Annotated in this window: 29 protein-coding genes; 5 read left to right on the forward strand and 24 right to left on the reverse strand. The window is 60.1% G+C overall.

The window, feature by feature from the left end; translation table 11 throughout:
• Positions 1-117: 117 nt before the first annotated feature.
• Both JZM60_RS03325 and trxB read right to left on the reverse strand, forming a co-directional pair.
• Entirely contained in the window at positions 118-1,647 is a 1,530-nt protein-coding gene (locus tag JZM60_RS03325; RefSeq protein WP_207164106.1) for a YifB family Mg chelatase-like AAA ATPase, read from the reverse strand.
• A gap of 55 nt (positions 1,648-1,702) precedes the next feature.
• The gene (trxB, locus tag JZM60_RS03330) at positions 1,703-2,650 is read right to left on the reverse strand and encodes a thioredoxin-disulfide reductase (protein ID WP_207164107.1); all 948 of its coding nucleotides are present in this window, start codon (positions 2,648-2,650) and stop codon (positions 1,703-1,705) included.
• A gap of 143 nt (positions 2,651-2,793) precedes the next feature.
• Between trxB and JZM60_RS03335 the strand changes: the two genes are divergently transcribed.
• Together JZM60_RS03335 and ilvA are read left to right on the forward strand one after the other, a co-directional pair.
• Positions 2,794-3,777 carry a cation diffusion facilitator family transporter gene (locus tag JZM60_RS03335; protein WP_207164108.1) on the forward strand — a complete coding sequence of 328 codons (984 nt, stop codon included), beginning with the start codon at positions 2,794-2,796 and terminating at the stop codon, positions 3,775-3,777.
• Between the two features lie 19 nt (positions 3,778-3,796).
• Positions 3,797-5,005, forward strand: coding sequence for a threonine ammonia-lyase (gene ilvA / locus JZM60_RS03340; protein WP_207165453.1), 1,209 nt, complete (start codon positions 3,797-3,799; stop codon positions 5,003-5,005).
• Here ilvA and JZM60_RS03345 read toward each other — a convergent pair.
• The 11 genes from JZM60_RS03345 to JZM60_RS03390 all read right to left on the reverse strand — a co-directional run bounded on the left by JZM60_RS03345 (position 4,956) and on the right by JZM60_RS03390 (position 16,323).
• The gene (locus JZM60_RS03345) at positions 4,956-5,642 is read right to left on the reverse strand and encodes a TIGR04282 family arsenosugar biosynthesis glycosyltransferase (RefSeq protein WP_207164109.1); all 687 of its coding nucleotides are present in this window, start codon (positions 5,640-5,642) and stop codon (positions 4,956-4,958) included. The two genes, ilvA and JZM60_RS03345, sit on opposite strands and share 50 nt — an antisense overlap.
• 159 nt (positions 5,643-5,801) lie before the next feature.
• The gene (gene folE2, locus JZM60_RS03350) at positions 5,802-6,578 is read right to left on the reverse strand and encodes a GTP cyclohydrolase FolE2 (RefSeq protein ID WP_207165455.1); all 777 of its coding nucleotides are present in this window, start codon (positions 6,576-6,578) and stop codon (positions 5,802-5,804) included.
• Positions 6,579-6,619: 41 nt separating this feature from the next.
• Positions 6,620-7,312 carry a 7-cyano-7-deazaguanine synthase QueC gene (queC, locus tag JZM60_RS03355; protein WP_207164110.1) on the reverse strand — a complete coding sequence of 231 codons (693 nt, stop codon included), beginning with the start codon at positions 7,310-7,312 and terminating at the stop codon, positions 6,620-6,622.
• A gap of 80 nt (positions 7,313-7,392) precedes the next feature.
• Positions 7,393-8,583 (reverse strand): phospholipase D-like domain-containing protein, encoded by a 1,191-nt coding sequence (locus tag JZM60_RS03360; RefSeq protein ID WP_207164111.1) that lies wholly within the window; start codon positions 8,581-8,583, stop codon positions 7,393-7,395.
• Positions 8,584-8,734: 151 nt separating this feature from the next.
• On the reverse strand, positions 8,735-8,956 hold the full coding sequence (locus JZM60_RS03365; protein ID WP_207164112.1) for a NifU family protein: 222 nt from the start codon (positions 8,954-8,956) through the stop codon (positions 8,735-8,737).
• A gap of 36 nt (positions 8,957-8,992) precedes the next feature.
• A complete protein-coding gene (locus JZM60_RS03370; RefSeq protein ID WP_207164113.1) occupies positions 8,993-10,399 on the reverse strand; it encodes an aspartate ammonia-lyase in 1,407 nt (468 codons plus the stop codon).
• Positions 10,400-10,437: 38 nt separating this feature from the next.
• On the reverse strand, positions 10,438-10,896 hold the full coding sequence (locus tag JZM60_RS16730) for a ferritin family protein (protein ID WP_241426357.1): 459 nt from the start codon (positions 10,894-10,896) through the stop codon (positions 10,438-10,440).
• A 9-nt stretch (positions 10,897-10,905) separates the two neighbouring features.
• Positions 10,906-11,565 carry an HAD family hydrolase gene (locus JZM60_RS16735; RefSeq protein ID WP_241426358.1) on the reverse strand — a complete coding sequence of 220 codons (660 nt, stop codon included), beginning with the start codon at positions 11,563-11,565 and terminating at the stop codon, positions 10,906-10,908.
• A 1-nt stretch (position 11,566) separates the two neighbouring features.
• Positions 11,567-12,724, reverse strand: a complete 1,158-nt coding sequence (locus tag JZM60_RS03380) for a class I SAM-dependent methyltransferase (protein WP_207164114.1) — start codon at positions 12,722-12,724, stop codon at positions 11,567-11,569.
• 101 nt (positions 12,725-12,825) lie between these two features.
• Entirely contained in the window at positions 12,826-15,189 is a 2,364-nt protein-coding gene (locus tag JZM60_RS03385) for a sensor domain-containing protein (protein WP_207164115.1), read from the reverse strand.
• Positions 15,190-15,315: 126 nt separating this feature from the next.
• Positions 15,316-16,323 carry a helix-turn-helix transcriptional regulator gene (locus tag JZM60_RS03390; protein WP_207164116.1) on the reverse strand — a complete coding sequence of 336 codons (1,008 nt, stop codon included), beginning with the start codon at positions 16,321-16,323 and terminating at the stop codon, positions 15,316-15,318.
• A 155-nt stretch (positions 16,324-16,478) separates the two neighbouring features.
• On the opposite strand from JZM60_RS03390, the gene JZM60_RS03395 reads away from it, so the two are divergent.
• From JZM60_RS03395 to JZM60_RS03405, 3 genes are all read left to right on the forward strand, one after another.
• Positions 16,479-17,519, forward strand: a complete 1,041-nt coding sequence (locus JZM60_RS03395; protein ID WP_207164117.1) for a cytochrome-c peroxidase — start codon at positions 16,479-16,481, stop codon at positions 17,517-17,519.
• A gap of 327 nt (positions 17,520-17,846) precedes the next feature.
• A complete protein-coding gene (locus tag JZM60_RS03400; protein WP_241426421.1) occupies positions 17,847-18,089 on the forward strand; it encodes a DUF4258 domain-containing protein in 243 nt (80 codons plus the stop codon).
• Positions 18,086-18,307, forward strand: a complete 222-nt coding sequence (locus tag JZM60_RS03405; protein ID WP_207164119.1) for a YgiT-type zinc finger protein — start codon at positions 18,086-18,088, stop codon at positions 18,305-18,307. Before JZM60_RS03400 ends, JZM60_RS03405 begins: the two co-directional genes overlap by 4 nt.
• Positions 18,308-18,669: 362 nt before the next feature.
• On the opposite strand, the gene flhB is transcribed toward JZM60_RS03405, so the two are convergent.
• The 11 genes from flhB to JZM60_RS03460 all read right to left on the reverse strand — a co-directional run bounded on the left by flhB (position 18,670) and on the right by JZM60_RS03460 (position 26,857).
• Positions 18,670-19,731: a flagellar biosynthesis protein FlhB gene (flhB, locus tag JZM60_RS03410; RefSeq protein ID WP_207164120.1), complete on the reverse strand. Its 1,062-nt coding sequence runs from the start codon at positions 19,729-19,731 to the stop codon at positions 18,670-18,672.
• Positions 19,731-20,525, reverse strand: coding sequence for a flagellar biosynthetic protein FliR (gene fliR, locus JZM60_RS03415; protein WP_207164121.1), 795 nt, complete (start codon positions 20,523-20,525; stop codon positions 19,731-19,733). Before fliR ends, flhB begins: the two co-directional genes overlap by 1 nt.
• A 52-nt stretch (positions 20,526-20,577) precedes the next feature.
• A complete protein-coding gene (gene fliQ, locus JZM60_RS03420; RefSeq protein WP_207164122.1) occupies positions 20,578-20,847 on the reverse strand; it encodes a flagellar biosynthesis protein FliQ in 270 nt (89 codons plus the stop codon).
• 23 nt (positions 20,848-20,870) lie between these two features.
• Positions 20,871-21,623: a flagellar type III secretion system pore protein FliP gene (fliP, locus tag JZM60_RS03425; RefSeq protein WP_207164123.1), complete on the reverse strand. Its 753-nt coding sequence runs from the start codon at positions 21,621-21,623 to the stop codon at positions 20,871-20,873.
• Positions 21,624-21,642: 19 nt separating this feature from the next.
• Positions 21,643-22,131 carry a flagellar biosynthetic protein FliO gene (gene fliO / locus JZM60_RS03430; protein WP_241426359.1) on the reverse strand — a complete coding sequence of 163 codons (489 nt, stop codon included), beginning with the start codon at positions 22,129-22,131 and terminating at the stop codon, positions 21,643-21,645.
• Entirely contained in the window at positions 22,128-22,433 is a 306-nt protein-coding gene (gene fliN, locus JZM60_RS03435) for a flagellar motor switch protein FliN (protein WP_207164124.1), read from the reverse strand. The genes fliO and fliN overlap by 4 nt, the downstream gene beginning before the upstream one ends.
• Positions 22,430-23,413 carry a flagellar motor switch protein FliM gene (fliM, locus tag JZM60_RS03440; RefSeq protein ID WP_207164125.1) on the reverse strand — a complete coding sequence of 328 codons (984 nt, stop codon included), beginning with the start codon at positions 23,411-23,413 and terminating at the stop codon, positions 22,430-22,432. Before fliM ends, fliN begins: the two co-directional genes overlap by 4 nt.
• 52 nt (positions 23,414-23,465) lie before the next feature.
• Complete coding sequence (locus JZM60_RS03445; protein ID WP_207164126.1) at positions 23,466-23,999, reverse strand: flagellar basal body-associated FliL family protein; 534 nt, start codon at positions 23,997-23,999, stop codon at positions 23,466-23,468.
• A 406-nt stretch (positions 24,000-24,405) separates the two neighbouring features.
• Positions 24,406-25,647, reverse strand: a complete 1,242-nt coding sequence (locus JZM60_RS03450) for a flagellar hook protein FlgE (protein ID WP_207164127.1) — start codon at positions 25,645-25,647, stop codon at positions 24,406-24,408.
• A gap of 159 nt (positions 25,648-25,806) precedes the next feature.
• Positions 25,807-26,193, reverse strand: a complete 387-nt coding sequence (locus tag JZM60_RS03455; RefSeq protein WP_207164128.1) for a TIGR02530 family flagellar biosynthesis protein — start codon at positions 26,191-26,193, stop codon at positions 25,807-25,809.
• Between the two features lie 7 nt (positions 26,194-26,200).
• Positions 26,201-26,857, reverse strand: a complete 657-nt coding sequence (locus tag JZM60_RS03460) for a flagellar hook assembly protein FlgD (protein WP_207164129.1) — start codon at positions 26,855-26,857, stop codon at positions 26,201-26,203.
• Positions 26,858-26,869 lie beyond the last annotated feature (12 nt).

A 26,869-nucleotide genomic window follows, 5' to 3' on the forward strand; every position in this document is an offset into this window, starting at 1 on the left:
GAAAGGAGGTTGATCTCATCCCGGGAAAATGCTCCATGCAAACGTAGAGATATCTGGCAAGCCGGAATTCCTCACTTTTAGCCGGACCATTTTTCTGGGGGGAGGTCAGGGGAATGGTCAGACCGTCTTCCGATCCAAACTGCGGTACTGGATCGCTTCGGAGACATGCTGCTCCCGCACGGCATCGCTACCGTCCAGATCGGCGATGGTGCGGGCCACTTTGAGGATCCGGCTGTAGGAACGGGCCGAGAGGCCGAGACGGTCGGTGACCAGTTCCAGCAGCCGGCTGCCGGCCGCGTCCGGCTCGCAGAACTTCTTTATGAAGCGGGGTGTCATCTGGGCATTGCTGTGGACCTTGGAGCCCCTGAAACGATCCCTCTGAACCTCCCGCGCCTGCTCCACCCGGCTGCCGATGGCCCGGGAGCTTTCACCCTCGCGGCCGTCGGCCAGATCCCGGTACTTGACGGCGGGGACTTCAATATGGATGTCGATCCGGTCCAACAGCGGCCCGGAGATCCGGGACCGGTAGCGCTGCACCATGACCGGCGTGCAGGAACAGGGGTGGAGGGGATCCCCCAGGTAGCCGCAGGGGCAGGGATTCATGGCCGCCACGAGCATAAAGCGCGACGGATAGGTGAGCGACATGAGGGCTCGGGAGATGGAGACCCGGCCATCCTCAAGGGGCTGGCGGAGGACTTCGAGGACATGCTTCTTGAACTCGGGGAGCTCGTCCAGGAACAGCACGCCATGGTTCGCCATGGAGACTTCGCCGGGGCGGGGCATATTCCCGCCGCCGATCAAACCCACGTCCGAGATGGTATGATGGGGAGACCGGAACGGACGCTGGGCCACGAGGGCGTTCTCCCGGTCCAGGAGTCCCATGACGCTGTAGACCTTGGTGGTTTCTATGGCCTCTTCAAATGACATCCGGGGAAGGATGGTCGGGATGCGGCGGGAGAGCATCGTCTTGCCGGACCCGGGAGGGCCGATCATGATAATGTTGTGCGCGCCGGCAGCTGCCACTTCCAGGGCCCGCTTGGCGTGCTCCTGCCCCTTGACCTCGGAAAAGTCGTCGCCGGCCTCGGCGCTTCGCTCGAAAAACTCCGCCACATCAACCCGGAACGGTTCAATCTCCCGCTCCCCGTTCAGGAACTCCACCACCTCCGCCAGCTCCCTGACGCCGATAACATCCACACCCTCAACCACCGCCCCTTCCGGGGCGTTCTCCAGGGGCACGACGATGCCGCGCAGCCCCGCGCTCCGGGCCGCCACGGCAACCGGCAGGCAGCCGCGAACCGGCTTTACGCTCCCATCCAGGGACAGTTCCCCCAACAGGAGATATTCCTTGAGCCTTTCACCCTTGATGACACCGGTGGCGGCCAGTATGCCTACAGAAATGGGAAGATCGAAGGCGGCCCCCTCCTTTTTCAGGTCGGCGGGGGCCAGGTTGACGGTTATCTTGCGGGGGGGGAAGTCGTAGCCGGCATTCTTGAGGGCCGACTTGACCCGGTCCTTGCTTTCCTTCACTGCACCGTCGGGGAGGCCGACGGTGGCAAACTGGGGCAGCCCCTGGGCGATATCCACCTCCACATCGACGATGACGGCGTCGATACCCAGGAGGGCGCTGGAAAGGGCCTTGGCAAGCATCAGCGGCCGGGGACCAGGGGCCGGGGACTGGCAAAGAAAGAAACCTTCATAGTCATCATCCCGCGGACTCCAGGTATTTTTCGGCGTCCAGGGCGGCCATGCAGCCAGTGCCGGCGGAGGTGATCGCCTGTTTGTAATGCTGATCCTGGACGTCGCCGGCGGCAAACACGCCGGGAACGCTGGTGGCGGTCATGTTTCCCTCGCCGCCACAGAGAGTGCGGATATAGCCGTTGTCCATCTCCAACTGTCCCTCGAACAGCTGGGTGTTGGGGGCGTGGCCGATGGCGATGAAGCAGCCATGCACCGGAATATCCTTGGTGGTGCCGTCGGTATGACAAATGCGGATACCGGTTACCCCGCTCTCATCACCCAGGACCTCGTCCAGCACATGATTCCATTCGATGGTGACGTTGCCCCCCCTGGTCTTCTCGATCAGGCGGTCGGCAAGAATCTTCTCGGAGCGGAACTTGTCGCGACGGTGTACAACCGTAACGTGGCTGGCGATATTGGAGAGGTAGAGCGCCTCCTCCACGGCGGTGTTGCCGCCGCCGATTACCGCAACCGGTTTGTTGCGGTAGAAAAAGCCGTCGCAGGTGGCGCAGGCCGAAACCCCTTTCCCCTTGAATGCCTCTTCCGACGGAAGGCCCAAGTATTTGGCGGTGGCGCCGGTGGCGATAATGAGGGCATCGCAGGTATAAACGCCGTTGTCCCCCTCCAGGCGAAAAGGGCGCTCGCGGAGTTCAGCCTTGTTGATGTGGTCGTAGACCATCGCGGTATTGAACCGCTCGGCATGGCGGCGCATCCGGTCCATCAGCTCCGGTCCGAGCACGCCGTCCGGATCGCCGGGCCAGTTGTCCACGTCGGTGGTGGTCATCAACTGCCCCCCCTGGGCAAGTCCGGTTATGAGGGCAGGGTTCAGGTTTGCCCGCGCTGCGTAAACCGCCGCAGTATATCCGGCAGGGCCGGAGCCGAGAATAATCAGCCGGTGATGGGTTGTCTCCATATTAAAATCCTCCAAAAACAGTCCAGGTAAGATACCAGCAACCCTGCGGAAATGCAAGGGGGGAGCGCCTCTTTCCGTTTGACCCGCCAAAGGGGCATCTGCTACAGTGAATCACTGCCTGAAGGGAGAAAATGACACCTGCCATGCACGCTGACGCGCACCTTGACCAAAGCATTACCGGACGATTCAAATACGCCATCTTTCTGACTGCCGTGACCCTGGCGGCCGAGGTAGCAGGGGGGATATGGACCAACTCCCTGGCGCTCCTTTCGGACGCCGCCCACGTCTTCCTCGACCTTTTCGCCCTGGTGCTGTCGCTGGCAGCCATCAGGCTTGCGGCCTACCCGGTCTCCGACACCCGCACCTTCGGCTGGCACCGGACCGAAGTCTTTGCTTCCTTCATCAACGGCGCCACGGTATTCCTCATGGCGCTGGGGATATTCTACGAAGCATGGGAGCGATTGCTCCATCCGGTGGAAGTAAAGAGCCTCCCGATGCTGATCATCGCCGCAATCGGCCTCGTCATGAACCTGATCGCCGCATCGGCCCTCCATAGCCACTCCCACGACGACCTGAACGTCCACAGCGCCTTTCTCCATGTCATCGGCGACGCGGCGGCCTCGGTGGGAGTAATCATCGGCGGCATCATCATGTACTACACAAACTGGTACATCCTGGACGCCCTCATCTCCGCCGGCATTGGATGCGTCATCTTCTGGGGCTCCTGGCGGGTCATCCGCGAGTCGTCCCATATCCTGCTTGAAGGGGTTCCCCGCGGCATGAGCACCCAACAGGTGGCTGCGGCCATGGCGGAGGTGGAAGGGGTGAATGCCGTTCACCACATGAATATCTGGACCATCTGCTCCCATATCCTGGCGCTTTCGGCCCACATCGACGTTAAGCCGGAGCAAAAGGAGCGGCAGGCAGAGGTGCTGCGGCAGATCGAAGAGATGCTGTTCGAGCGCTATCACATATCCCACACCACTCTCCAGGCCGAGTGCACCCGGTGCGTGGAGGCGCCGCCCGTCATCAAGGAACTGCGCCACCGCCCCCGTCACAACCAACCCCATGACCACGATCATGATCATGATCATCACGACCATGGGCACCATGCGCACGATCACTAGCCGGACACATGGAGAACCGATGCTCCACTACACCCTGATCCAGGAAGCTGCCGACCGCCTCAAGAAGCGGGTCCGGCGTACCGAACTGATACCCTCCCACCATTTCAGCGAACGGTTCGGGTTCCCCCTGCTCTTCAAATGCGAGAATCTCCAGCGAACCGGAGCCTTCAAAATCCGGGGCGCCCTCAACTTCATGACGGCTCAACCCCGGGAGGCCCTGGTAAAGGGGGTAATAACCGCATCCGCCGGGAACCACGCCCAGGGGGTCGCCTTTTCCGCCGACCTGCTGGGGGTAAAGGCCACCGTCTTCATGCCCGAAAGCACCCCTCCGCAGAAGGTGCAGGCCACCAAGGAGTACGGGGCCGAAGTCGTCCTCACCGGCAGGAACTTCGATGAGGCCTACGCTGCCTCCGTCCAGGCCCAGAAAGAAACCGGCGCCCTCTTCGTACATCCCTTCGACGACCCGCTGGTCATGGCCGGACAGGGGACCATCGGCCTCGAAATCCTGGAAGAGCTTCCAGATGTCTCGGCCATCCTGGTACCCATCGGCGGAGGCGGCCTCATCGCCGGCATCGCCACGGCGGTCAAGGAAACCCACCCCCACGTGAAGATTATCGGCATCGAATCCAAGGCCGCTCCCTCCATGCACTACTCCCTCAAGAAGGGGAGGATCCAGGACACCTCACTCTCGGTGACGCTTGCCGACGGCATCGCCGTAAAAAAAGTGGGAAAAAGCACGTTCCCCATCGTGCGGGAACTGGTGGACGACGTGGTGCTCGTGGAGGAGGAAGAGATCGCCCTGGCCATCGTGGGGCTTCTGGAGCGGACGAAACTGCTGGTGGAAGGCGCCGGAGCCGTGACCCTGGCGGCCCTCCTGAACGGCAAGGCTGGAAAGCTGCCGGGCAAGACGGTTTGCGTCCTCTCCGGCGGCAACATCGACGTAAAAACCATCTCCACCGTGGTGGAGCGCGGCCTGGTGGCGGCGGGGCGCTACCTGAAACTGCAAGTGGTGCTGGACGATATCCCCGGGTCGCTGGCCAGGCTGGCTGCTGAAGTGGCCGCCGTACGGGCCAACATCTTCCTCATCAACCACGAACGCCGCTCCATCGATCTTCCCCTCGGCAAGACCGAAGTCCTCCTGGAACTGGAGACCCGGGGCTACGAGCATATCCAGGAGATTATCGCCCACCTGGGAAAACAGGGCTACGAAGTTGATGTCGTAAAATGAACTCCCGTGTGAGGGGGGCGCCGTTGTCCGGGTCCACGAGCTCCGGCCGCAGGAGGTCGGCGGCCGTGTCAACATCGTGCCACAGGGGGAGAAGGGCCGTTGCGACCCCCGCCCCGGCCGCCTTGGACAGTGACCGCTGCAGCACTTTCCCCGTGGACCAGGGAATATCCCTGAAGAGCTCACGATGGAGCCGGGCCATGGCCACGAGGTAGTAGCCCCCGTCCACGGCGGGACCGAACACGGCATCAACGTCAGGAAAACGGAGCAGATCAAAGGCCCGCTCCACGAAAGATACCGGCAGATCGGGAGAATCGGTACCTATTACCGCCACTTCGTCGTATCCCCGGCGAAAGACATGGTCGAAGGCAGTCTCCAGCCGTTCCCCCATCCCCTTCCCCACCTGTGGACAAATAAATCCTCCACTGGCCGTTTCGGCGAAGTATTCCGCCGCTCCAGCCCACTGTTCATAAAAGAGGAATTTGTCCACATCCGTTATTTGCCCGGTTTTGGCAAGGATATCCAAAAGCATCCGCCGGTAAAGCTCGGCGGCCTCTTCCGCAGTAAGATGCGGGACCAGCCTTGTTTTGACACGCCCCGGTGACGGTCTTTTGGCAAAAATGATCAGTGCTTTTGACATGCTTCAAGGGGATTCAGCGGAAAGAAGTCGTGGCGGCAACATCTAGCCTTATCCACAAGTTTGGCTTTTTTCAACATGGTTATCCACACCTAATGTGTACATCAAGGGTGATGCGCCTGGAGGAAGAAACTTCACCCCATAAACAACAACACACAATCGTTATGTCATTTTTTTGTCACGCTCAATGGCGGCATAAGCCGAGTGCTTGTGGATCGATTCGAAATTCTCCGCCTCTACGGAAAACCAGGTAACAGCGTCAAATGCCAGAAGCTTCTGGGTCACTTCACGGACGATATCCTCCACGAACTTGGGGTTCTCGTAGGCCCGCTCCGTGACGTACTGCTCGTCCACCCGCTTGAGCAGCGACCAGACCGGGCTCGACCCGCACTCCTCGATCATTTCCACCAGATCCTCAATCCAAACGAAATCGGTATACCGGAGCCTCACGGTGATGTGGCTCCGCTGGTTATGGGCACCGTAGCGGGAGAGTTCCTTGCTGCAGGGGCAGAGCGACGTAACCGGCACCTGAATCCCCAGAACGAAATCGAAATCATCCCCCAGGCTGCCGCTGAAGGTGCAGGTGTACTCCATGAGGCTCCGGGCGCCGGAAACCGGGGCCCGCTTCTCAATGAAGTAGGGGAACTCGATCTCCAGATGGGCCGACGAGGCCCCCAGCTTATCCTTCATGCTCTGGAGGATCGGCTCCATCTTGTCCAGGGCGATATCCTCCCGGTGGACGTTGAGGATTTCAACGAAGCGGCTCATGTGGGTCCCCTTGAAATGGTGGGGAAGGTCCACGTACATGTTGATCCGGGCCACGGTCTGCTGGAACTTCTTGTTCTTGTCCATCACCACGATGGGGTAGGAAATATCCTTCACCCCCACCTTGTTGATGGGAATCTTGCGGGTGTCGCGGGATTTCTGCATATCGGGCATCTGGCCGGCAGGGGACCGGTTTTGATCCGTTTTTTTCGCGTTCATTGGTCTTTCCTCCCGGTCACGTATTCCACCGGGTCCACCACCCCCGCCTCCGCAAACCCCTTGAGCCGCAGGCGGCAGGAGTCGCAAAGGCCGCAGGCGAGCCCCTCCGGAGTCGGGTCGTAGCAGGAGTGGGTCCGGCCGTAATCGACGCCGAGGGAGAGACCCTTCCGGACTATCTCGGCCTTGGTGAGGCTGATGAGGGGGGTATGGATCGTGAACCGACCGGCCCCCTCTACCCCGGCCTTTGTGGCCAGGTTTGCCATGGCCTCGAAGGCGGCGATGTATTCGGGGCGGCAATCGGGATAGCCGGAATAGTCCAGGGCGTTGACGCCGATGAAAATATCGAAGGCGCCCAGCGCTTCGGCCCACCCCAGGGCAAAGGAGAGAAAAACCGTATTGCGGGCCGGAACGTAGGTGACCGGGATATCGCTCCCCACCCCTTCTTTCGGGACGGCGATATCGGCGGTAAGGGCGCTCCCCCCCACCTGACGGTAGTCGAACTCCACCACCAGGTGGTCAACGGCCCCCATGGGGCGGGCATTTGCCTTGGCCCGCTCCAGTTCCACGCTGTGGCGCTGGCCGTAGGAAAAGCTCATGGCGTAGGGTTCATACCCCTCGGCCCTGGCTATGGCGAGGCAGGTAGTGGAATCGAGTCCTCCGCTGTAGAGGATGACAGCTTTTTTACCCATGGATTTCTCCCAAAAAGAATGCGCCCCCTGGCGCCGTGAATGCATTTGCTCATCCTACCCCATGATGCAGAAGCAGACAACTAGAGAAACCAGCTCACCGAGTTGCAGAGCCGCTCCATGATGCGGACAAGCCATCCCCGATTCTCGTGCTCCTCCAGGACGACGCGCCGTGAGCCCTTCAGATCGTCGGCGAACATGGCCGCCACCTGGCGGCCGAATTCGTGGCCGGCAACGATGGCGTTGACTTCGTAGTTGCGGTGGAAACTGCGCTGGTCCAGGTTTGCCGAACCGATAACCCCCCATGAGTCGTCAATGAGCATGACCTTGGCATGGAGCACTTCCCCCTGCCGCTCGTATATTTCTATGCCTCCCCGGAGCAGGGGGGTGTAATAGCCGCGGCTCACCAGGCGCATGATGGGAACATCGGTTTTGTCGGGAAGTATGAGCTGGACCCTCACCCCCCGGCGCACGGCCCGCAGCAGCGAGCGGACGATCCGGGGCCCGGGCACAAAATAGGGGTTCATGATGCGAATGGAGTCCCCCGCGCCGGCCATGGCGATGCGAAAGGCGTTACGGATGAAAGAGCGGGCATGGTAGGGGCCGTCACTGACGATCATCACCCCGGCATCCCCCATGCCCGGCACGGGGGCATGCTCCAGAAACCAGGCCGACGAGGGGCTCCCCTTTTCTTCAAGCCAGAAATCCCGGAACAGCCGGACCATGTCGGAAACCGCAGGGCCGTCGATGCGGATCCCCACATCCCTCCACCGCTCGGTGCCGCGGCCGAACCCCGAATACTCGTCGCCAATGTTAATCCCGCCGGTAAAAGCGGTTTCCTCGTCGATAATGGCCATCTTGCGGTGGTCCCGCTTGTCGAACCAGGCAAGCCCGCGCCTGAAGGGGGGCGGGTTGAAGGCAAGGCAGCGCACCCCCCCCTGCTCCAGGCGCCGAAAGTAGGAGGACGGGGTATCAAAACAGCCGATGTAGTCGTAGATGAGGCAGACATCGACCCCGCGGTCCGCGGCGGCCAGGAGAGCAGCGGCAAAGGCCCCCCCGGTGACATCATCGCGAATGATGTAGAACTCGGCGCAGATCTGGTGCCTGGCTTCGGCAAAAGCCTCCAGCATGGCCGGAAAGAACTCGCTTCCCGAATCATAGAGCTTTACCCTGTTGCCGCGGGAATGGGAAGCCTCGGCATTTCTCCGGAAAATGCGCAGGAAGCGGGGGGCGCGGGGGGTGCCGAATATCTGTCTGCGGCGCACGATGGACATGGGTTGGTCTCCTGTCCCAAAGGGTAACGCAGGCGGGCGGCCGGGGCAAGTGGACCGGAGGACATACGCAAAGGAGCGCGGAGATATCCCCGCGCTCCTCCACCTTCATCATGGGTGATCAGCATCAGACTCCGATTTTACCGTGACCCGGCTAGACGGAAACCACTTCCTTCACGCCGGGCACCTTCTCCTTCAAGGTCCGCTCGATCCCCATCTTGAGAGTCATGGTGGACATGGGGCAGTGGCCGCAGGCACCGACAAGCTTAACTTTAACCACGCCGTCTTCGGTAACCTCAACCAGCTCCACGTCGCCGCCGTCAGCCTGGAGCGCGGGGCGCACCGTATCGAGAACCTTCTTCACTTCTTCCAGCATCGTTGTTTCCTCCTTGGCGTTGTATGCTCTGATTGCTCAGTTGTGCTTCTCTCCCGGCACGCCGGGTGTTGTGAGGGGGTACGGGTCGAGGATTCCGGCGAGCTTTTCCTCCGGCAGTATCCGGCGCTCTATAACGATCTCCCGGATGCTTCGCCCCGTGGCCGTCGATTCCTTCGCAATTTCGGCCGCAGCCGCATAGCCGATATAGGGGGCCAGCACCGTGGCAAGGCCCACCGACTGTTCAAAATACCGGCGGCAGCGCTCACGGTCGGCAGTGATGCCGGCAATGCACGCCCTGGCCAGTTTCGGCGCCGTGTTCTTCAGAAGCTCCAGGCTGAAGAGGAGATTGAAGGCGATGAGCGGCATCATCACGTTCAGCTCAAGCTGTCCCGCCTGGGCGGCAAGGGTAATGGCCGCATCGGCCCCCATCACCTGGAAGGCGACCATGTCGGTCACCTCCGCCATGGAAGGGTTCACCTTTCCCGGCATGATGGATGAACCGGGCTGAAGCGCCGGAAGAGCAATCTCGGCAAACCCGGTTCTGGGACCCGAAGCGAGCAGCCGCAGATCGTTGGCGATGCGGGCCAGGTTTACGGCGAGGCCCTTCAGGGCCGACGAAAGGGCCACGAAGGGGTCCATGTTCTGCATCCGCTCCACCAGATTCGCCCCCCGCACAAGGGGAAACCCGGTTTCCCGGACGAGCTCGGACACCATCAGGCCGATGTAGGCCTCCTCGGCGTTCATGCCGGTGCCGACGGCGGTGCCGCCGATCCCCAGCTCCCGGAGTCCCGGCAGCGCACCGTCAATCCCGGCCAGGTTCTTCTCCAGCGCCACCCCCCATGCCTCGAACTCCTGGCCAAGCCTGATAGGCACCGCATCCTGGAGGTGGGTCCGGCCGCTCTTGAGGATGCCGTCGAACTCCTGCCCCTTCCCGCGCAAGGCCGCCACCAACTCCTCCAGCCCCGGCCGGAGCCCCTCTACGAGGGCCAGGGCCGCCAGCCGGATAACCGTGGGGAAGACGTCGTTGGTGGACTGGGCCATGTTCACATGGTCATTGGGATGGACCTGGTCATAGGCGCCGCGCCGGCCGCCAAGCAGTTCATTTGCCCTGTTGGCAAGCACCTCGTTGACGTTCATGTTGTGGGAGGTGCCGGCGCCGGCCTGGAACGGATCCACGACGAAATGGGCATCGAACGCGCCGGACAGGGCCTCTTCGGCGGCCTTGACGATGGCGCCCCCGAGCCGGGCATCGAGCCTCCCCGTGGCCATGTTGGCGAGGGCCGCGCATTTCTTGGCGATGACCGTCGCCCGGACCAGGGCGGGATGGGGCCGGAGCCCGGAAATGGGGGAATTAGCCACGGCCCGGGCCGTTTGCGCCCCGTAGTAGGCGTCTTCCGGAACTTGCACCTCTCCGAGAGTATCCTTCTCAATTCGAAACGTCACTGTTTCGCCTTTCCCGGTCCCCGGTCCACCCCCCCCGATCACCGTTTTATGGCATTGTACTTCTCGGTCACCACCCGCAGGTGTTCAGCCTCTTCGTTCCGCAGCGCCAGGAGCATATCCCTGCCGTCCTGGTCGCTGGTTTTCTCCAGCAGGGCGTCAAAGTAGGCGATTCCCTTCTTCTCGATCTCCATGGCGATTTCCAGCGCCTGGCGGTCGTCGGTATCGAACCCCACCTGTTTCTCGTCGGCACCGGCAGGTTCGATGGCGATGGTGGAGCCGCCGTAGAAGACCCAGCGCCCCCCTTCGTGCAGGGACTGGTAAAGCTCGTTCAGCTTGAGATAGTGCTGCTCCTCGGTCTTGGCAAGCCAGCGGAAAATCCGCTTTCCCTCGGGGTTGAAGGTTTTCTTTTCGGCCTTGGTGTAGAAATCGAAGGTCTCCTTTTCGATCTCCATGGCCCGCATGATGGCGTCGAGGGTTTCCTTGGTCTGCTCGTTCATCGGCGCTCCTTACTCTAGAATGGTTTCTATGGTCAGCAGTTCGTCAACGGTGCGGGTGTGAAAGCCGCGGCAGCCGAGTTCCATGGGGAGCCGCAGGTCGATGTCGTAGCGGTCCCCCACGAAAAAGCACTGGGCGGGCTCGCACCCGATTTCGCGGAAAATGTCGGCCAGCACTGCGCGGTCGGGCTTGGGGCGCCAGGAGTCCTCGATGGTGAAGATACGCCGGAAAAACCCGGCAATGCCCAGGGAGTCCATAATCCGCGAGGCAAGGGGAAGATCGTTGTTCGTGTAGATATGCAGATCGAACCGCTCACCGAGCCTCCGCAGCAACGCCACCACCCGCTCGTCCCGGACAAGGAACGGCTCCGGCACGATATCGGAGACAAAATGGAGATGGAGCTCCCGCAGGTCTATCCCCAGCTCCAGGCAGGCGTGGCTCAGGGATGCGGTGCGGCAGGTGCGGGCGGCAATCGCCTTCCGGGTCTCCCTGACCAGCAGGGTAGCCTCTTCGCAGGATATTCCCCGGACCGAAGCGATATGCCGCATGGCCGAGGCCTCGATTTCGTGGCCAAGCCCGTCGCTCACGTAGAGGGTGCCGTCGAGGTCGAAGACCAGGGCGCGGATGCCGCTCACCGGATTACCCTCCCCATACTGATTGAGTCCCGCCACATCAAATGAGCTTCCCCCAGTCGCGCATGCAGAGCAGCTGAGGGTGATCAACCCCCTTTGCCTGGATCAGGACCTTGAAAGTATCCCCCATCCCCCCCTCGGGGAGAATGAGCTTCTTCAGGGAAATGCGGATGGCAATCTGCTCTTTTTCGGTTTTGGCCGCGGCCTCCAGGGCCATCAGCTCCTGCATCATGCCGGCGGCCATCAGGAAGCGATACTGCTCTCCGTACCAGACCTTGCTGAGTCCCAGCTCCTCGCCCCGCAGGGCCAGGGTGGTGAAATCCACGTGGGTGGTAATATCCTGGAGGCCAACCCGGATGTAGGGATTTTCTTCGGTTGTATGGCGATAGTAGCAGAGAAGGGTGCCGTTCAGGCGCATGGGCCCGTAGAGTTCGGGAGCCAGGTAGCCGTAATCGATGGTGAGGATGAAACCGCGCTCCAGGGAGGCGGCCGCCGATTCAAGCCACCGGACGGCATTCAGGTTGATCTCGGTCCGCTGCCCGGGATTAAGGGTTATGCCGAGGCGGGACAGGTAGGCTTCCAGCTCGGGAGTCGAGGGGCTGTCGAGGACTTCGGAAAACTGGTCTCCCTCTGCCGCGACAAAAACCTCCCGCAGCCCCTCGGGGGTCATCTCGACCAGGTGGGTCGGGAAGGAATCGATCAGTTCATTGGAATAGAGGCAGCCGGAAAACCGGAGTTTCCCCTCGGCCAGATCGGCCGGGGCACTCCAGGAAACCTTCGCCAGGTGGCGCTCCAGAAGCTTGCCCTGGACTTCGGCAAGGCTCGGCTCGGCTTCGACGAGGGTGAGCCGCACCCCCTCATACAGCTGGCTGTTCAGCTCGCAGACGGCATCCAGGACATCGGTAGCCAATTGGCCATGGCCGGCTCCCGCCTCGACGATATCGAAACTTGCCGGGCATCCCATCTCCTCCCACATGCGGCAGATTTCACGGGCGATGAGGCGCCCGAATACCCGGTGAACGTTTATGCTGGTATAGAAGTCACCCTCGGCGCCCACCTTGCGGCCGGGCGACGTGTAGTAGCCGAGGCCCGGCTCATAGAGACACGCCGCCATGAAGTCGGCAAAGGGGATAGGCCCCCGTTGCCCGATACGGTCGAGGATGATTCCCCGCAGCTTGCCGTCATCCACCTGATCCACGCAAAACCTCCCGAAAAAAGCTTAGTTATAGAGGATGAGGAGGGGTTTGTCAATGCAGCGGTAGGAAATGCAGGTAGACGAAGAAGGGGGGAATGGATGGCTTACACCACCCGAATCCGTTCCCGCGCATCTCCACGAATCAAGGAAATGTCGAGGGTCTTCCCTTCCGCCAGGAAACGGCCCAGCTCTTCGGAGGTAACCGGGCGGCTGAAGTAGTACCCCTGCATCTCTTCGCACTGGTGGAGATTGAGGAAGTCGATCTGCTCCGCCAGTTCCACCCCCTCGGCGATAGTCTTCATGCCGAGGCCGTGGGCCATGGTGATGATTGTCCTGACCAGGGTGGCATCATCGGGATCGCGGGTCATGTCGCGGATGAAGGACTGGTCGATCTTCAGGTTTGCGATGGGGAAGCGCTTGAGGTAGCTGAGGGAGGAATAGCCGGTACCGAAGTCGTCGATGGCAACCTCTATCCCCCGGTTGGTGAGTTCGTGGAGGATGGCGGCCGACTTTTCCGCCTCCTGCATGACCAGGCTCTCGGTCAACTCCAGCTCCAGCCACTGGGGATCGAGCCCCGTCTCCTGCAGGATCTCATCCACCATCTCAAGGAGGTTCTCCTGACGGAACTGACGGGCCGAGAGGTTGACGGCCATGCGCAACGGCGGGTACCCGGCCTCCTGCCATGCCCGGTTCTGGGCGCAAGCGGTCCTGAGCACCCACTCGCCCATGGGGACGATGAGGCCCGTTTCTTCCGCCAGGGGGATGAACCGTGCCGGGGAAACAAGCCCCATTTCCGGGTGGTTCCAGCGCACCAGCGCCTCGACCCCGCAGATCCGGCCGGTACGCAGGTCAACCCGCGGCTGGTAATGGAGGAGGAATTCCCGCTGCTTGACGGCCCGGTGGAGACTCGTCTCCAGGGAGAGCCGCTCGAAGACCCTGGTGTTCATCTCCGACGAGTAGAACTGGTAGTTGTTCTTCCCCTGATCCTTGGCGTGGTACATGGCGGCATCGGCATTTTTGAGGAGCGCATCCACGGTATCACCGTCATTGGGAAAGAGAGCGATACCGATACTGGATGTCACGTATATCTCGTTGCCCATGAGCAGAAACGGAGCAACGAAGATGTTGATCATCTTCTTGGCCACGGTCACCACATCATGCGTTTCCCGCACGTTGGGGAGAACAATGATGTACTCGTCCCCCCCAAGCCTCGCCACCGTATCGCCACCCCGGACACAGTTCTTGAGTCGGTTTGCCACCGCCTTCAGCAGCATGTCGCCGACGGTGTGCCCCAGGGTATCGTTCACCTTTTTGAAATTGTCGAGATCGAGGAACATCACGCAGATGGGATTGCGCCGCCGGAAGGCTTCCAGGGCCAGGGACTGGCCGAGGCGGTCCTGGAGGAGGTTGCGGTTGGGAAGCCCCGTGAGGGTATCATGGGTTGCCTGGTAGACGAGCTGCTCCTCGTAGCGACGGTGTTCAGTGATGTCGTTCATGATGCCGACATAGCTGACCACAACACCGTCACGATCGCGGACCGGGGCGATGGAAAGCTCGTTCCAGAAGGGGATGCCATCCTTGCGGTAGTTGCGGAGCACGAAGCACCCCTCCCGCTCCGCCCGGTAGGCTATGGCGAGCTTCTTGAGCTCTGACTGATCCCTGTCGGCCCCCTGGAGGAAGCGGGGGTTCTTGCCGATAACCCCCTCGGCATCATAACCGGTGATCCGCTCGAAAGCCGGGTTCACATAGATAATGGGATTGTCGGGATGGGTTGAATCGGTAATGACGATACCGTTGATGCTCGACTCTATGGCCCGCTTCAGGAGGGTCAGCCTCTCGTTGGTTTCGATGAGCCGTTCCTCGGCCTCCCGGCTCTCGGTAACATCGCGGATGATGCCGATGAAGTTCCAGACCCCCTCGAACTGGAGCCGGCTCAGGGTAAGTGCCGCGGGAAAACGGCCTCCGTCGCTCCTGATCCCCTCGGCATCACACGTGATGCGATCGCAGCCGCACTTGCAGGATGCGAGGGAAGCCATGAACGATTCCGCTTTCCCTCCCGACCGGATTGACAGGATATCGCTGACGGAACGGCCCACCGCTTCGGCGCTGCCATAGCCGAACAGCTGCTCGGCGGCAGGGTTGAGGGACCGGAGGCATCCCGTCTCGTCAAAGCTGATGATGCCGTCGGCAATGTGATCGAGGAGGAGGTCGGCGTGGAGCGAGGCGGTGAACGCCACGCTGCGCAACGGCCGGACAATGCACCACCAGATAATCGGAGCAGAGATGAGCACCAGCATGAAAGCATCGAGAAGAGGGAACGTAAAAATGCTCCTGCTGTCCGCAAACTGCGGCAACAGAAGCATAAGGAACGTCTCGATGACAAAAATTATGGACAGGAGCACCAGCAGCTGTTTTATCGGCGACGGCAGATACCGCAAAATTTTATCAGACTTATCGGCCAACCCCATGCAGGCACCCCGGCGCGGTCCCTGGCTGGACGAAAAGCCGCGCGATACAGATTACTTTAACTCTATTTATCCGTATCGGCCGGCCGTGAAAGAACTTTAGCCCTGTCGTCGATTCATCGGCATTTTCTATACTTCGGGCTTCTCTCCGTATCTCCCGGCCATCCGCCGCGCAATGGCCCCCATCTCATGGCGCAAAGCGGCTGGCGCCAGCACCTCTGCATGCTCGCCGTAAGAAAGAACCCACGAGATAATCTCCATCTTCCCCCCGGCGAAGAAGGAAAGGACGAGACTCCCGTCCTCCCCGTTTTTCACGGTCTGGCTCGGGTGCCAGACCCTCCCCTGAACCGCATGGGCGATTTCAGGCGAAAAGCGGATTTCAACCTCCAACGGCTCCTCTTCAACGATGCCGAAAGCCCCCTTGAGCCGTTCCTCCGGCCGGTACCCGTCAGGGATCTCGAAGCGCTCCTTCCGCACCTCGACGCCGGCGATCCGCTCGACGGCAAAAGTCCGCAGATCATTGCGGTTATGGGCGTACCCCACCAGATAGAGCCCCCCCTTGTAGAAAACCAGGGTGTAGGGGTCAACCTCGTAGGCGGTTGCCTTACCTTTACCCGCCCCACGGTAGGAGAGCCTCACCCGGTACTGGTAGATGAGAGCGTCCCGCAGGCTTTCCAGATGCGCGGCCACCGGGGAGTAGTCGCGCCTTCCCTGCAACAGCGGCAGCGACACATCGGCAATCCTCTCCATGTGAGCCGCATAGCGGGGGGGAAGCACCGAGCCGATCTTGCGGAAAACCGCATCCAGATCCTGCCGGAAGGGGGTTCCGTCAAGAAAGGAGAGCTGGGAACGGAAAAACGACAGGGACATCAGCTCCTGAAGGGTGAACGTTATGGGTGGCACATCCTTGAAACGGGTGAGAAAGCGGTAGATTTTCCGGCCATTGAGCCATTCGGAGACCAGGGGATAGCCCGCCTCATGGATGACATTCAGATCCCTGTGGACTGTGCGGCGGTCCACCCCGGTTTCCTCGGCCATCTCCTCCAGGGTAACCCCGTGGCGGGCCTCGATGAGCCGGATGAGGTCGTGGACCCTCCCCGCCTGGGAATATTTCTTGGCCGGTTTTCCCTTCTGCACGGTGTCACCTCCTGGGGCGTAATGGAGCTTGAGGCCGATGATACCCCACCGGCGGCGGTGCTGGAAGCACAATCTGCCCGCCCGTCTCCTTGCAGAGAAAGGAAGAGGGGGTATACTTGACACAATGTACCAATTACTCAGGAGGAGGAAGACGCATGGAGAAAAAGGCCATCGCATGTGCGGCAGTGCTTGCCCTTGCAGCAGGTGCAGCATGGGGCAAAGACGACATCATGGGCCGGGCAAAGGGGATTTTCAAGCCAATCCCCGCCAAAGCCAAGGCCCTGAAGGGAAATCCGGCCACGCCGGCAAAGGTTGAATTGGGTAAAATGCTCTACTTCGACCCGCGCCTCTCGTCGTCGCACCTTATCAGCTGCAACACCTGCCACAACGTGGGACTCGGCGGCACCGACATTCTGGAGACCTCCATCGGCCACGGCTGGCAGAAGGGTCCCCGCAACTCTCCCACGGTGCTGAACGCCGTCTACAACATAGCCCAGTTCTGGGACGGCCGGGCCGAGGACCTGGCTGCCCAGGCCAAGGGGCCGGTCCAGGCATCGGTTGAGATGAACAACAAGCCCGAAAACCTGGTGGCGACCCTCAAGAGCATCCCCGGCTACCAGCCCCTGTTCAAGAAGGCCTTCCCCGGCGAGGCCGACCCCGTCACCTTCGACAACGTGGCCAGGGCCATCGAGGTATTCGAGGCGACACTAGTCACCCCCGACGCCCCCTTCGACAGATACCTGAACGGGAACAAAAAGGCGCTCTCCGCCACCGAGGAGCAGGGACTCGCCCTCTTCCTCGACAAGGGGTGCGTCGCCTGCCACAGCGGCATCAACGTGGGAGGGACCGGCTACTTCCCCTTCGGCGTAAGAGAAGATCCCGGGCCCGAGGTCCGGCCCGTGGACGACACCGGTCGCTTCAAAGTCACCAACACCTCGGCCGACAAATATGTGTTCCGCTCCCCGAGCCTGCGCAACGTGGCCATCACCATGCCCTATTTCCACTCGGGCAAGGTATGGGACCTGAAGGACGCCGTCAAGATCATGGGAAGCGCCCAGCTCGGCATCTCCCTCACCGATGACGACGCCGGCAAGATCACCGCATTCATGAAGACCCTAACCGGCAAGCAGCCGCTGGTGGTGCACCCGGTACTCCCCCCCAACTCCGACACCACCCCCCGCCCCATCTCGAACTGAGCAAAAACAAAAAGGCCGGAGGGTCACCCTCTCCGGCCTTTTACTTTTCAGCACGATTCCAACCACCACCGATGCCAACATCGCGTTCGTATGTGCGCCAGATTTGGCCGCGACGATTGAGCACAACCGCAGGCGTAGCCAAAGCTACGTCGAGGATTGCGTGATTGAGAAGCGGCCGAAGATGGCGTGCAGACGGACGCGAGCCACCAGAATTGACTTTCCGCCGAAGTCGTGCAGTCCCACCGGAAAGAACAGAACATCCTTGATATCATCCAGTCGTGCGTCAGACGCAAGAGTATTTTCTGGACCTATCACGTCAACATGCGCATGGCCGAACGTTTTGTCCCTCGGCAAATTATCTTTGCATCCATAAATACTTATGAAATAATTGAACGGTATCCCGATGACAAATACCTGCCCAGTTACCTGATCCGGGCTGAACACGAAGGGATGGTCTTCCATATTCTCTTCGCTCTGGATCGAGACAACGATGCGGTCAGGATCATAACCACATATATGCCGTCGGATGATAAATGGGAATCTGACGGCAGGAGACGGAGGAAATCATGAAGTGTCACCATTGCGGGGGATCTTTCGAGCAGATCACCACAGACCTTCCCTTCAAGACCGGCCCCCACTCCATCATCATAATCAAGGACCTGCCGGTCTTGCAATGCGGCAGCTGCAGCGAATTTCTGCTGGAAGACCCGGTCATGGAAAAGGTGGAGGCAATCATCGCCGGAACCGGAAAGACCGTTGAAGTGGAAATTCTCCGTTACGCCGCATAGCAGCACAAAACATCACCAGCAACGACAAGAAGGCCGGAGGGCACCCCCTCCGGCCTTCTTCATTCCAGCTTCCATCCCAACAACCACCACTATTTCATCGCTTCGTATGTGCGCCAGATTTGACCGCGACGATTGAGCGCAACCGCAGGCGTAGCCCAGCTACGTCGAGGATTGCGTGATTGAGGAGCGGCCGAAGATGGCGTGCAGACGGACGCGATCACCACCAATATCACCATCGCGTTCGTATGTGCGTCAGATTTGTCGTGACTGATTGAACGGCACCGCAGGCGTAGCCCAAGCTACGTCGAGGATGACGTGATTGAAGCCGCGGCAAAGATGGCGTGCAGACGGACGCGAGCCACCTACACTTTGCCTTTGAGGCTGTAGACGTAGGCTAGAACCTCCGCCACCGCCGCATAAAGCGCCTCGGGAATCTCTTCCCCCTCCTTCACCTGGGCGTAAAGCTCCCGGGCCAGGAAGCGGTTTTCCACGAGCATGATGTTGTTTTCCCGGGCCATGGCCTTGATGGTCTGGGCCATGTGATCGGCGCCCTTGGCGAGAACCGTAGGGGCGGCCATGGTGAGGCGATCGTACTTGAGGGCCACGGCAAAGTGGGTCGGGTTGGTGATGACCACGTCGGCAGTGGGGATGACGGTGCGCAGCCGGCGCTGGGCCTGCTGGAACTGCATCTGGCGGATCTTCCCCTTGACCTTCGGGTCCCCCTCCGACTCCTTGTGCTCCTCCTTGACCTCCTGCTTGGTCATCTTCTGCCGCTCGATGAAGCGCCACTTGACGAATACAAGGTCGATGACCCCGAGGATCAGGAGCACGCCGCAGGTGTGGAGTACCAGCTTGAACGCCAGATGCTTGAAAAGTTCGAGGATACCCGCGAAGTCGGTGTCGGTCAGGTAGATGATCCCGTCCAGCTCGTCGCGCAGGATCTTGTAGGACATGTAGCCGACGATCACGATTTTGAGGATTGCCTTGGCCATCTCCATCATGGAGTCTTTGTTGAAGAGCTTGCCGAAATTGGCAACGGGATTAAGCTTGTCGAGCTTGAAGGTGATGCGCTCGGCGTTTATGGAAAAGCCTACCTGGGCCATGGTGGTGCAAAGCCCCACGAGGACCACCACAATCATGAACGGCCCGACAACACTCAGCATAACGAGAGAGAGCTTGACCAGCAGCATCTCGATGCTCGACTCGGTGACCTCGAACGTCCCCATATCGGCAAAAATCTCGCCGGTTGTGGTCTTGAGGGTGGAGAACATGAAGCCCCCGGTGGTGTAGAGGGCGATCATGGAAGCGATAAGGGTGACGGTGGAGGTGAGGTCCCGGCTGTGGGGGATCCCCTTCTTCTTCGCCTCGTCCAGCCGCTTGGGTGTCGGCTGTTCTGTTTTTGAATGCCTGTCTTCGTCAGCCATTATCCGTTACCCATGAGCTTCATGATGGTCATGATCTGCTCGTCCAGCACCCCGAACGATCCCCTGAGGGTGCTGAGGAAAACGTGGAGCGAGAGCCCCAGGATTATGAAGCCGATACCGATATTGAGCGGCATGCTCACGAAAAAGACGTTCATCTGGGGAAATGCCCGGGCCATGATGCCTAACATGACGCTCGTGAGGAGCAGCGTCACCATCACCGGCGCCGCAAGCTTGATGGCCAGAACGAAAACCTGGCCGATGGTGATGACAAGGAAATTCAGAAGCCCCTCGCTCATGGTCCAGGCCCCCACCGGCAGCACGTTATAGCTCTCCACCAGCGCCCCGATAAATACATGGTGGACCCCGAGGGAAAGGAACAGCAGAGTTGCCAGCATTTCCTGAAAGATGGAGAGGACTGACTGCTGCCCCCCCTGGGTGGGGTCAATCTCGCTGACGATGGAAAACCCGATCTGGATACCGCAGATCTGGCCGCAGAATTCCACGGCGGCGAAGACAATGAGGGAAAGGAGCCCGAGGCAGGTGCCGATCAGGGTCTCGCGGATCATGAGGATGCCGAGGGACAGCATGTCTTCGGGAATCTGGGGAAATTTAGCCTTCACAAGGGGAAAACAGACCATGGAAAGGGAAAAGATAACCAGGGCCTTGATGTTCATCGGCACCCGCGTGCCACCGAAAAGGGGGATGGATGCAAAGATGCCAGCCATTCGCCCCATCACAAGAGTGAAAAAGGCGATCTCGTTGACCGATGGAAATGGCGTGGTTAAAGGGAACATGGGTTCTCGACGAGGATGCGGGGGCAATTCATGAATTGCCCCTGCGTTCACCTCAATTCCTCATGGAGGGGATCAGCGCGTAAAGCTCACGGGTGAAGTCGCTCATGTAGCTCATCATCCACGGAAAGAAGATGACCATCGTCACCATGACGATAATAATCTTCGGCGCGAAGGCGAGAGTCGCCTCCTGTATGGAGGTGACCGCCTGGAAGATGCTTATGAGCAGACCCACCACAAGGCCGGAAATAAGGAGCGGCGCGGCAAGAAGCAGCGTAACCTCGAAACTGCGGCGGGCTATCTGGACGACGAGATCGGGACTCATGGTTTAACCTCCGGGACCGGACTTTATCCAAAACTCTTGATAAGCGAGCCGATGACCAGCCCCCACCCGTCCACCAGGACGAAGAGGAGGATCTTGAAGGGGAGCGAGATCATGACCGGCGGCAGCATCATCATGCCCATGGACATGAGAACCGACGCCACCACCATGTCAACCACCAGGAACGGGATGAAAATGAGGAAACCTATCTGGAATGCCGTCCGCAACTCCGAAACCATGAAGGCCGGGATGAGGGTCATGGTCGGGATGTCGTTGGCATTGCGGGGGCGCGGCAGCTTGGAGAGATTGATGAAAAGGGCGATATCCTTCTCCCGCGTCTGGGAGAGCATGAACTTGCGCATGGGAACCTGGGCCCGCTTCAATGCCTCTTCCTGGGTAATCTGGGCTGCCCGGTAGGGCTGGATCGCCTGGGTATTAACCTGCTGCCAGACAGGGCTCATGACGAAAAAGGTGAGGAAGAGCGACAGGGCCACGATTATCTGGTTCGGCGGAGACTGCTGGGTGCCGATGGCGGTGCGCAGAAACGAAAGGACGATGACGATCCGGGTGAAGGAGGTGGTCATCATCATCAGGCCCGGCGCCAGGGAGAGCACCGTCATGAGGAAGAATATCTGCATCAGCGAGGAGACGTCCCCCGGCTTGGCGGCTTTCCCGACACCTATGGAAATGGCCGGGACCGCCGGTTCGGCGGAAGCCGCAGCAGCAACTCCCATCACCATGGCTATTATGGATAATGTTATAAGGAGATTTTTTTTCATGACAACACCGTCCCTGGTGTCAGAGTTTCGCAGCATGGCGGCCGGCGGAATCGGCACGGCCATGCTTCATGGCGGCAATCTTTGCGGCCATGGCGTCGAGCTTTCCCTGGAAAAGGGCGGACATGGGGCGCTTCTCGGTATCTTCGACAACCTCGATCTCTTCGAGGATGTCGATTTGCTTGATGAAGGTGAGGTTGTCGTTGCTGGAGCCCATAAGGAGGTACTCCCCTCCAACCTCCACCAGGATCAGCGACTTTTTGGGAGCCAGGTAGCGGGTCTCCACCAGCCGGATGTGGCGCTCTTCGCCCCGGGCCGGCGCACCCAGCCTGAACCAGCGGTTGCTGATGTAGTAAAAGAGATAGATGAGACCCAGCACCACTGCCAGCGATGCCAGCATCTGGAGGGTCAGGATGACAAGGCTGGGACTGCCCGGCTTATCGGAAGCAAAGGCGGCGGCCGGCGCCAGGGCAGCAGCCACGGCCCATCCCGTCACGGCGAGCCGTCTCACAGCACCTTCTCCACCCGCTCGTTGGGGCTCACGATATCCACGAGCCGGACACCGAACTTCTCGTTCACCACCACCGCCTCGCCCCGGGCCACCAGCTTCGAGTTGACGAAAACGTCCAGGGGCTCCCCGGCCAGCTTCGTCAACTCCACGACCGCCCCCTGATTCAACTGGAGCACGTCCTTCACGAGGATCTTGGTCCGGCCCAGTTCCACCGTAAGCTGCAGCGGTATATCGAGGATGAAGTTCAGATTCTTGGTATCCAGTTCGCCATCCTTCAGGTTGTCATTATCGAGGTCGCTCACTGCTCTCTCCCTTTGCCGAGTATGGTGGTAATCTGCGCCGCCTTGTTTCCGTGCCTGAGTCCCGGAGCCGACATGAATTTAGGTACTCCCCCCACCTTGACCACCAGGTCGCTGGCACAGGGGGTTTCCAGCATGATGGTGTCGCCGGGCGCCAGGCTGAGAAGGTCATCCAGGCTTATGGTCGCCCCTCCCACCTCCACCGAGAGGTCAAGGGGCGCCTCAAGCAGCCCCGATGAAAGCCGGAATGACCACTGGGGATCAACGGCCATCATGTCGACCTGGGCGCCCGTCTTCAGCTTGTCCCTCACCGGATCGATCGTCGTAAGTGGGACGGCGAAAACCATTTTGCCGATGATTTCCTCGATCTGGATCTGCAACTCCATCGTCAGCACCTGGTATTCTGGGGGGACGATATTGACCAGCCGCGGGTTCATCTCCATCCGCATGAGCGACATCTTGGTGGCGTAGATGGGTGCCCACGCCTTTTCCAGATCGGCGAGGATGTCCTGCATTATCTTCTGGACCAGCCGCAGCTCTATGGAGGTGAACATCCTGTTGCCGGTCATCGGCACGGCCGAAGAGCCGGTCCCCCCAAGGATGCAGTCAACGATGGTGAAAACAAGGGCGCTGTCGAAGGCAACCAGTGCCGCGCCCTTGAGGGGGTCGGCCTTATAGATTGCCATTGCCACAGGCGACGGCAGGGTATGGAGGAAATCATCGAATTTGTAGGCTGCCGCCCCCATCTTCTTGATCTCTACGATACGGCCCAGCCGGTTCGACAGGGTACCGCGCTGATAGCGGATGAAGCTGTCGTAGATAATATCGAGGCTGGGGATGTTTCCTTTGGTCTCGTTGTTGAAGAGATCATAGGCATGGACCATTCCCTCTGCTTTGGCCAGTTCCTTTTCGGGTTCGATTTTCCCCTCGAAAACGGCGGCCAGCAGTGCCTCTATTTCCTGCTTGGTGAGGATCTTCTCCATGATCGGTCCCTATTCGGCCATGCCGGTATGCATAGGAAGGCGGATTCTCACCCTACTGCACCACGAAGTCCGTGAAATAGACCCTGCTCACCTTGCCCGGAGGAAGGATCTTGTTGATGGCCACCATAATCTCGTCACGGAGCTGGTTCTTGCCCTGGAGATCCTGGACATCCTGAAGCGTTTTGGTGGTCAGGAGCACCAGGATGGCGTCCCGCAGCGGTGCCTGACGAAGCTCGATCTCGTTCTTGGCATCGGCAGTGGCGGTCTCTAATTCCACCTTGACCCGCAGGTAACGGAGTTCCTGGCCATCGTAAATATTGACGATAAACGGCTCCATGGGGAAGATATTGGCAGCAGAGGCGGCGCCGGCGGCCCCTTCCTTCCCTCCGGATGCGCCGTGGCTTCCACCCTCGGCCTTCTCCTCCACCTTAGCCTCGGAGGCGCCTTCGCTCTTCTCCTTTTTGCCCCCCCCCATGAACACGACGGCAAGGGCAATCACCACCACGGCAACCGCGCCGATAATGATGAAAAGCATTTTCTTGTTTTTCGGCGTAGCGTCCGCCGGAGCGTTTTCTTCTGCAGCCATTGAGGTTCTCCTCCTTGTTACTATGCGGTTGATATCAGTGGGCTTGACGCACCGATGCAGATACTGCAACCGAAGTGCCAGAATGAAAAAAAGACGCCAAAAGAACCGGGCGATCCGTCCAGACCCGGAAATTGACGAAAAACCGCAGGTCTCTGATGTTCGCCGGGGATGTTCGGAAAGGAGCGGGAATGCTGCGTGCCTTGGAATCGATGGCAAGAAGTCGATGTTTTGACAGCCCCATGGCGACATGGGGCGCCACATCCCGCAGCAATGGGGGCATAGAGCGCTTTCGGCCGGCACGACAAAGCCGATGAGTCAATTTTCCGGCATGCAGCCACCGCGAATGAGCACCGTTTGGGACAAAAAAAAGGGGAGCCCCGTGGCTCCCCCCTTTAAAGATATCGGATTACCGCTTGAGATTGAGAACTTCCTGAAGCATCTCGTCGGCCGTGGTAATGGTCTTGGAGTTGGCGGAATAGCCCCGCTGGGTGGTGATCATCTTTACGAACTGGGCAGCCAAGTCCACGTTGGACTGCTCAAGGGAGTTGGCAAGCACCTTGCCCACGCCGGGGGTACTGGCGTTGGAGAAGATGGGCTGGCCCGATGCAAGGGTCTCCTCGAAGAGGGTCCCCCCCGACTTGGAGAGGCCGGCGGTGGAGGAGAACTTGGCCAGGGCAACCTGAGCCAGCTTTTTGAGTTGGCCGTTGGAGTAAACCCCGTTCACGTACCCCTTGTCGTCGATGGTAACCTTGGTCAGGGTGCCCTGGTAGTAGCCGTCCTGGGTCTGGGAAGAGACGATGGAGGCGCTGGCGTACTGGGTGGTGGCCCCGACGCCGAGGTCGAAGAATATCGACTGGGGAGCGGTGACGCCCCCTACGAAGGTGAGGCTCTGGGCGGTGGCGGCATCCGGCAGCTGGCTCGTGAGAGCGCCGGTGGAGTCAAAGGTGAGGGTCCCGTCTACGGGGCTCCCGGCCGTTGCATCGGGAAGAATCGCGTGCCAGTCCCAGGCGTTGTCGGCGGTCTTGCGGAAGTAGACCGTAGCGGTATGGGCATTGCCCTGGGAGTCATAGACCGACATGCTTGTGGAGAAGTTGGAAGTCGCCACCGGGTTGGCCGGATCCCAGGGGAGGGTCGGTACCGCCTGGGTGGAATCCAGGTTCAGCACCATCTCGACCTTTGAAGTGAGTTTCGGCGGAGTAGTGGCATAATCGGTCAGGTCGATGGGCTTCATGACGCCGTCGGACAGGCCTGAATCCGGAACGATTCCATACCCCTGAACCTGATATCCGTCAGGGTTCACCAGAACATCATCCTTGTCGAAGTGGAAGGCGCCGGCGCGGGTGTAGTAGCGGCCGTTGTCGCTCTGGACCACGAAGAAGGAATCCCCCTGGATGGCCAGGTCGGTGCCGTTTTCGGTGCTCTCGAAGGAGCCTTGGGTGAACTGGTTCTCCACGGTCTGGATCTGGACGCCTCGGCCGATCTGGGAGCCGCCGCTGATGGTGCTGGAGAGGACATCGGAGAAGAGCATGCGCCCCTGCTTGAAACCGATGGTGTTCACGTTGGAGATGTTGTTGCCGATAACGGACATGGCCTCGCCATTGGCATTAAGGCCGCTGATGCCGGTGTACATTGCAGATGTAACGCTCATTTTGTGTTGCCTCCGTGGGGTCGGCAGTAGTCGACTGCCGCCTGGTTCAAATGGAACGCCTCAGTCGGTCGGCATTCCCGGGCCCCCGTGAAGGTCCGGCCCGTTGTGAATCATCTTCTTCCCTGCTGCTTCAGGTCCCTGATCCCTGGTCCCCTTATCCTATAAAACAACTGCCGAATCGATGTTCGTGAACACATTCCCTTGCATGCTGCCCCGGTCCATGGCGGTGATGACTGTCCGATTTTTGACACTCACCACAAGTGCTGCGTCGCCGAGCATGATGAGCGATTCGCGCCCACCCTTCTGTGCCACGCTGTCCACCGCTCCCTCCAGCCTCTTCATGTCTGCTTCATTGAGGCTGATCCCCCTCGACCTCAGGCGTTCCTGGGCATGTTGGGAGAATTTGACCCCCTCGGCCGGCATCTTGCCGTCGAGGATCGTAGCGAATCCGGACTTTGCTCCGCCCTGTTTCGCCGGTTGCGGTTGCGCCGGTTTTTGTACCGGGTTAATGGGGAGTGGTTCGGGAAAATAGATCTTGTCGATCATCCCTGGCTCACGCTCCTTTCACCGAGAGTACATTGCTGAGCGGCACGCTGACGCCGCCGATAGTTACGTAAGGTTCTTCCCCTTCCAGCGTTACTCCCTGAACCGTGCCGACGAGATGCGGATAACCCTGGAACTTCTCTCCGTCCGCATTGTATCCGGTCACGCTGAAGGCATATTCCCCTGCCGGCAGGGTGACCCCTCTGCCGTCTTTTCCGTCCCAGACAATCGTGCCGTCTCCGGCCGGGGTGTTTCCGAGGGTCAGGGTGCGGACAACGGCGCCGGTACTGTCGGTTATGTCGATGGTTACTTTGCCGGCATTGGCGTCAAGCCGGTAGCCGATGGTCGGTTGAGTGCCGGCGGTAAGCTGGATCTGGTCGCCGTTCGCCGTGACCGTCTTGCCGATGTATGCTACGGAAGAAAAACTCGTGGCACCATTGAGCTGGTCGATAATGGAAGCCAGATTGGTGTTGGTGTTGTAGGCCTGCTCCACCTGGGTCAGTTGCGCCATCTGGCCGATGAACTCCGAGCTGTCCTGGGGGTTCAGCGGATCCTGATTCTGCAACTGGGTTATGAACAGCTGAAGAAAATCATCCTTGCTCAGCCCGGTGGACTGCTTCATGGCCGCTGTCGCTGCTGCTGTATCAGTGGTGACTCCGGTTATCATGAATGTAATTAC

Origin of the sequence: Geobacter benzoatilyticus, assembly GCF_017338855.1 — a bacterium.
Lineage (GTDB): Bacteria > Desulfobacterota > Desulfuromonadia > Geobacterales > Geobacteraceae > Geobacter > Geobacter benzoatilyticus.

Coding starts and splice junctions, on each gene's coding strand:
- JZM60_RS03325 (WP_207164106.1), bottom strand. CDS start 1,647: ATGCTTGCCAAGGCCCTTTCCAGCGCCCTCCTGGGTATCGACGCCGTC.
- trxB (WP_207164107.1), bottom strand. CDS start 2,650: ATGGAGACAACCCATCACCGGCTGATTATTCTCGGCTCCGGCCCTGCC.
- JZM60_RS03335 (WP_207164108.1), top strand. CDS start 2,794: ATGCACGCTGACGCGCACCTTGACCAAAGCATTACCGGACGATTCAAA.
- ilvA (WP_207165453.1), top strand. CDS start 3,797: ATGCTCCACTACACCCTGATCCAGGAAGCTGCCGACCGCCTCAAGAAG.
- JZM60_RS03345 (WP_207164109.1), bottom strand. CDS start 5,642: ATGTCAAAAGCACTGATCATTTTTGCCAAAAGACCGTCACCGGGGCGT.
- folE2 (WP_207165455.1), bottom strand. CDS start 6,578: ATGCCCGATATGCAGAAATCCCGCGACACCCGCAAGATTCCCATCAAC.
- queC (WP_207164110.1), bottom strand. CDS start 7,312: ATGGGTAAAAAAGCTGTCATCCTCTACAGCGGAGGACTCGATTCCACT.
- JZM60_RS03360 (WP_207164111.1), bottom strand. CDS start 8,583: ATGTCCATCGTGCGCCGCAGACAGATATTCGGCACCCCCCGCGCCCCC.
- JZM60_RS03365 (WP_207164112.1), bottom strand. CDS start 8,956: ATGCTGGAAGAAGTGAAGAAGGTTCTCGATACGGTGCGCCCCGCGCTC.
- JZM60_RS16730 (WP_241426357.1), bottom strand. CDS start 10,896: ATGAACGAGCAGACCAAGGAAACCCTCGACGCCATCATGCGGGCCATG.
- JZM60_RS03385 (WP_207164115.1), bottom strand. CDS start 15,189: ATGGGGTTGGCCGATAAGTCTGATAAAATTTTGCGGTATCTGCCGTCG.
- JZM60_RS03395 (WP_207164117.1), top strand. CDS start 16,479: ATGGAGAAAAAGGCCATCGCATGTGCGGCAGTGCTTGCCCTTGCAGCA.
- JZM60_RS03400 (WP_241426421.1), top strand. CDS start 17,847: ATGGCCGAACGTTTTGTCCCTCGGCAAATTATCTTTGCATCCATAAAT.
- JZM60_RS03405 (WP_207164119.1), top strand. CDS start 18,086: ATGAAGTGTCACCATTGCGGGGGATCTTTCGAGCAGATCACCACAGAC.
- flhB (WP_207164120.1), bottom strand. CDS start 19,731: ATGGCTGACGAAGACAGGCATTCAAAAACAGAACAGCCGACACCCAAG.
- fliR (WP_207164121.1), bottom strand. CDS start 20,525: ATGTTCCCTTTAACCACGCCATTTCCATCGGTCAACGAGATCGCCTTT.
- fliQ (WP_207164122.1), bottom strand. CDS start 20,847: ATGAGTCCCGATCTCGTCGTCCAGATAGCCCGCCGCAGTTTCGAGGTT.
- fliP (WP_207164123.1), bottom strand. CDS start 21,623: ATGAAAAAAAATCTCCTTATAACATTATCCATAATAGCCATGGTGATG.
- fliM (WP_207164125.1), bottom strand. CDS start 23,413: ATGGAGAAGATCCTCACCAAGCAGGAAATAGAGGCACTGCTGGCCGCC.
- JZM60_RS03445 (WP_207164126.1), bottom strand. CDS start 23,999: ATGGCTGCAGAAGAAAACGCTCCGGCGGACGCTACGCCGAAAAACAAG.
- JZM60_RS03450 (WP_207164127.1), bottom strand. CDS start 25,647: ATGAGCGTTACATCTGCAATGTACACCGGCATCAGCGGCCTTAATGCC.
- JZM60_RS03455 (WP_207164128.1), bottom strand. CDS start 26,193: ATGATCGACAAGATCTATTTTCCCGAACCACTCCCCATTAACCCGGTA.
- JZM60_RS03460 (WP_207164129.1), bottom strand. CDS start 26,857: ATGATAACCGGAGTCACCACTGATACAGCAGCAGCGACAGCGGCCATG.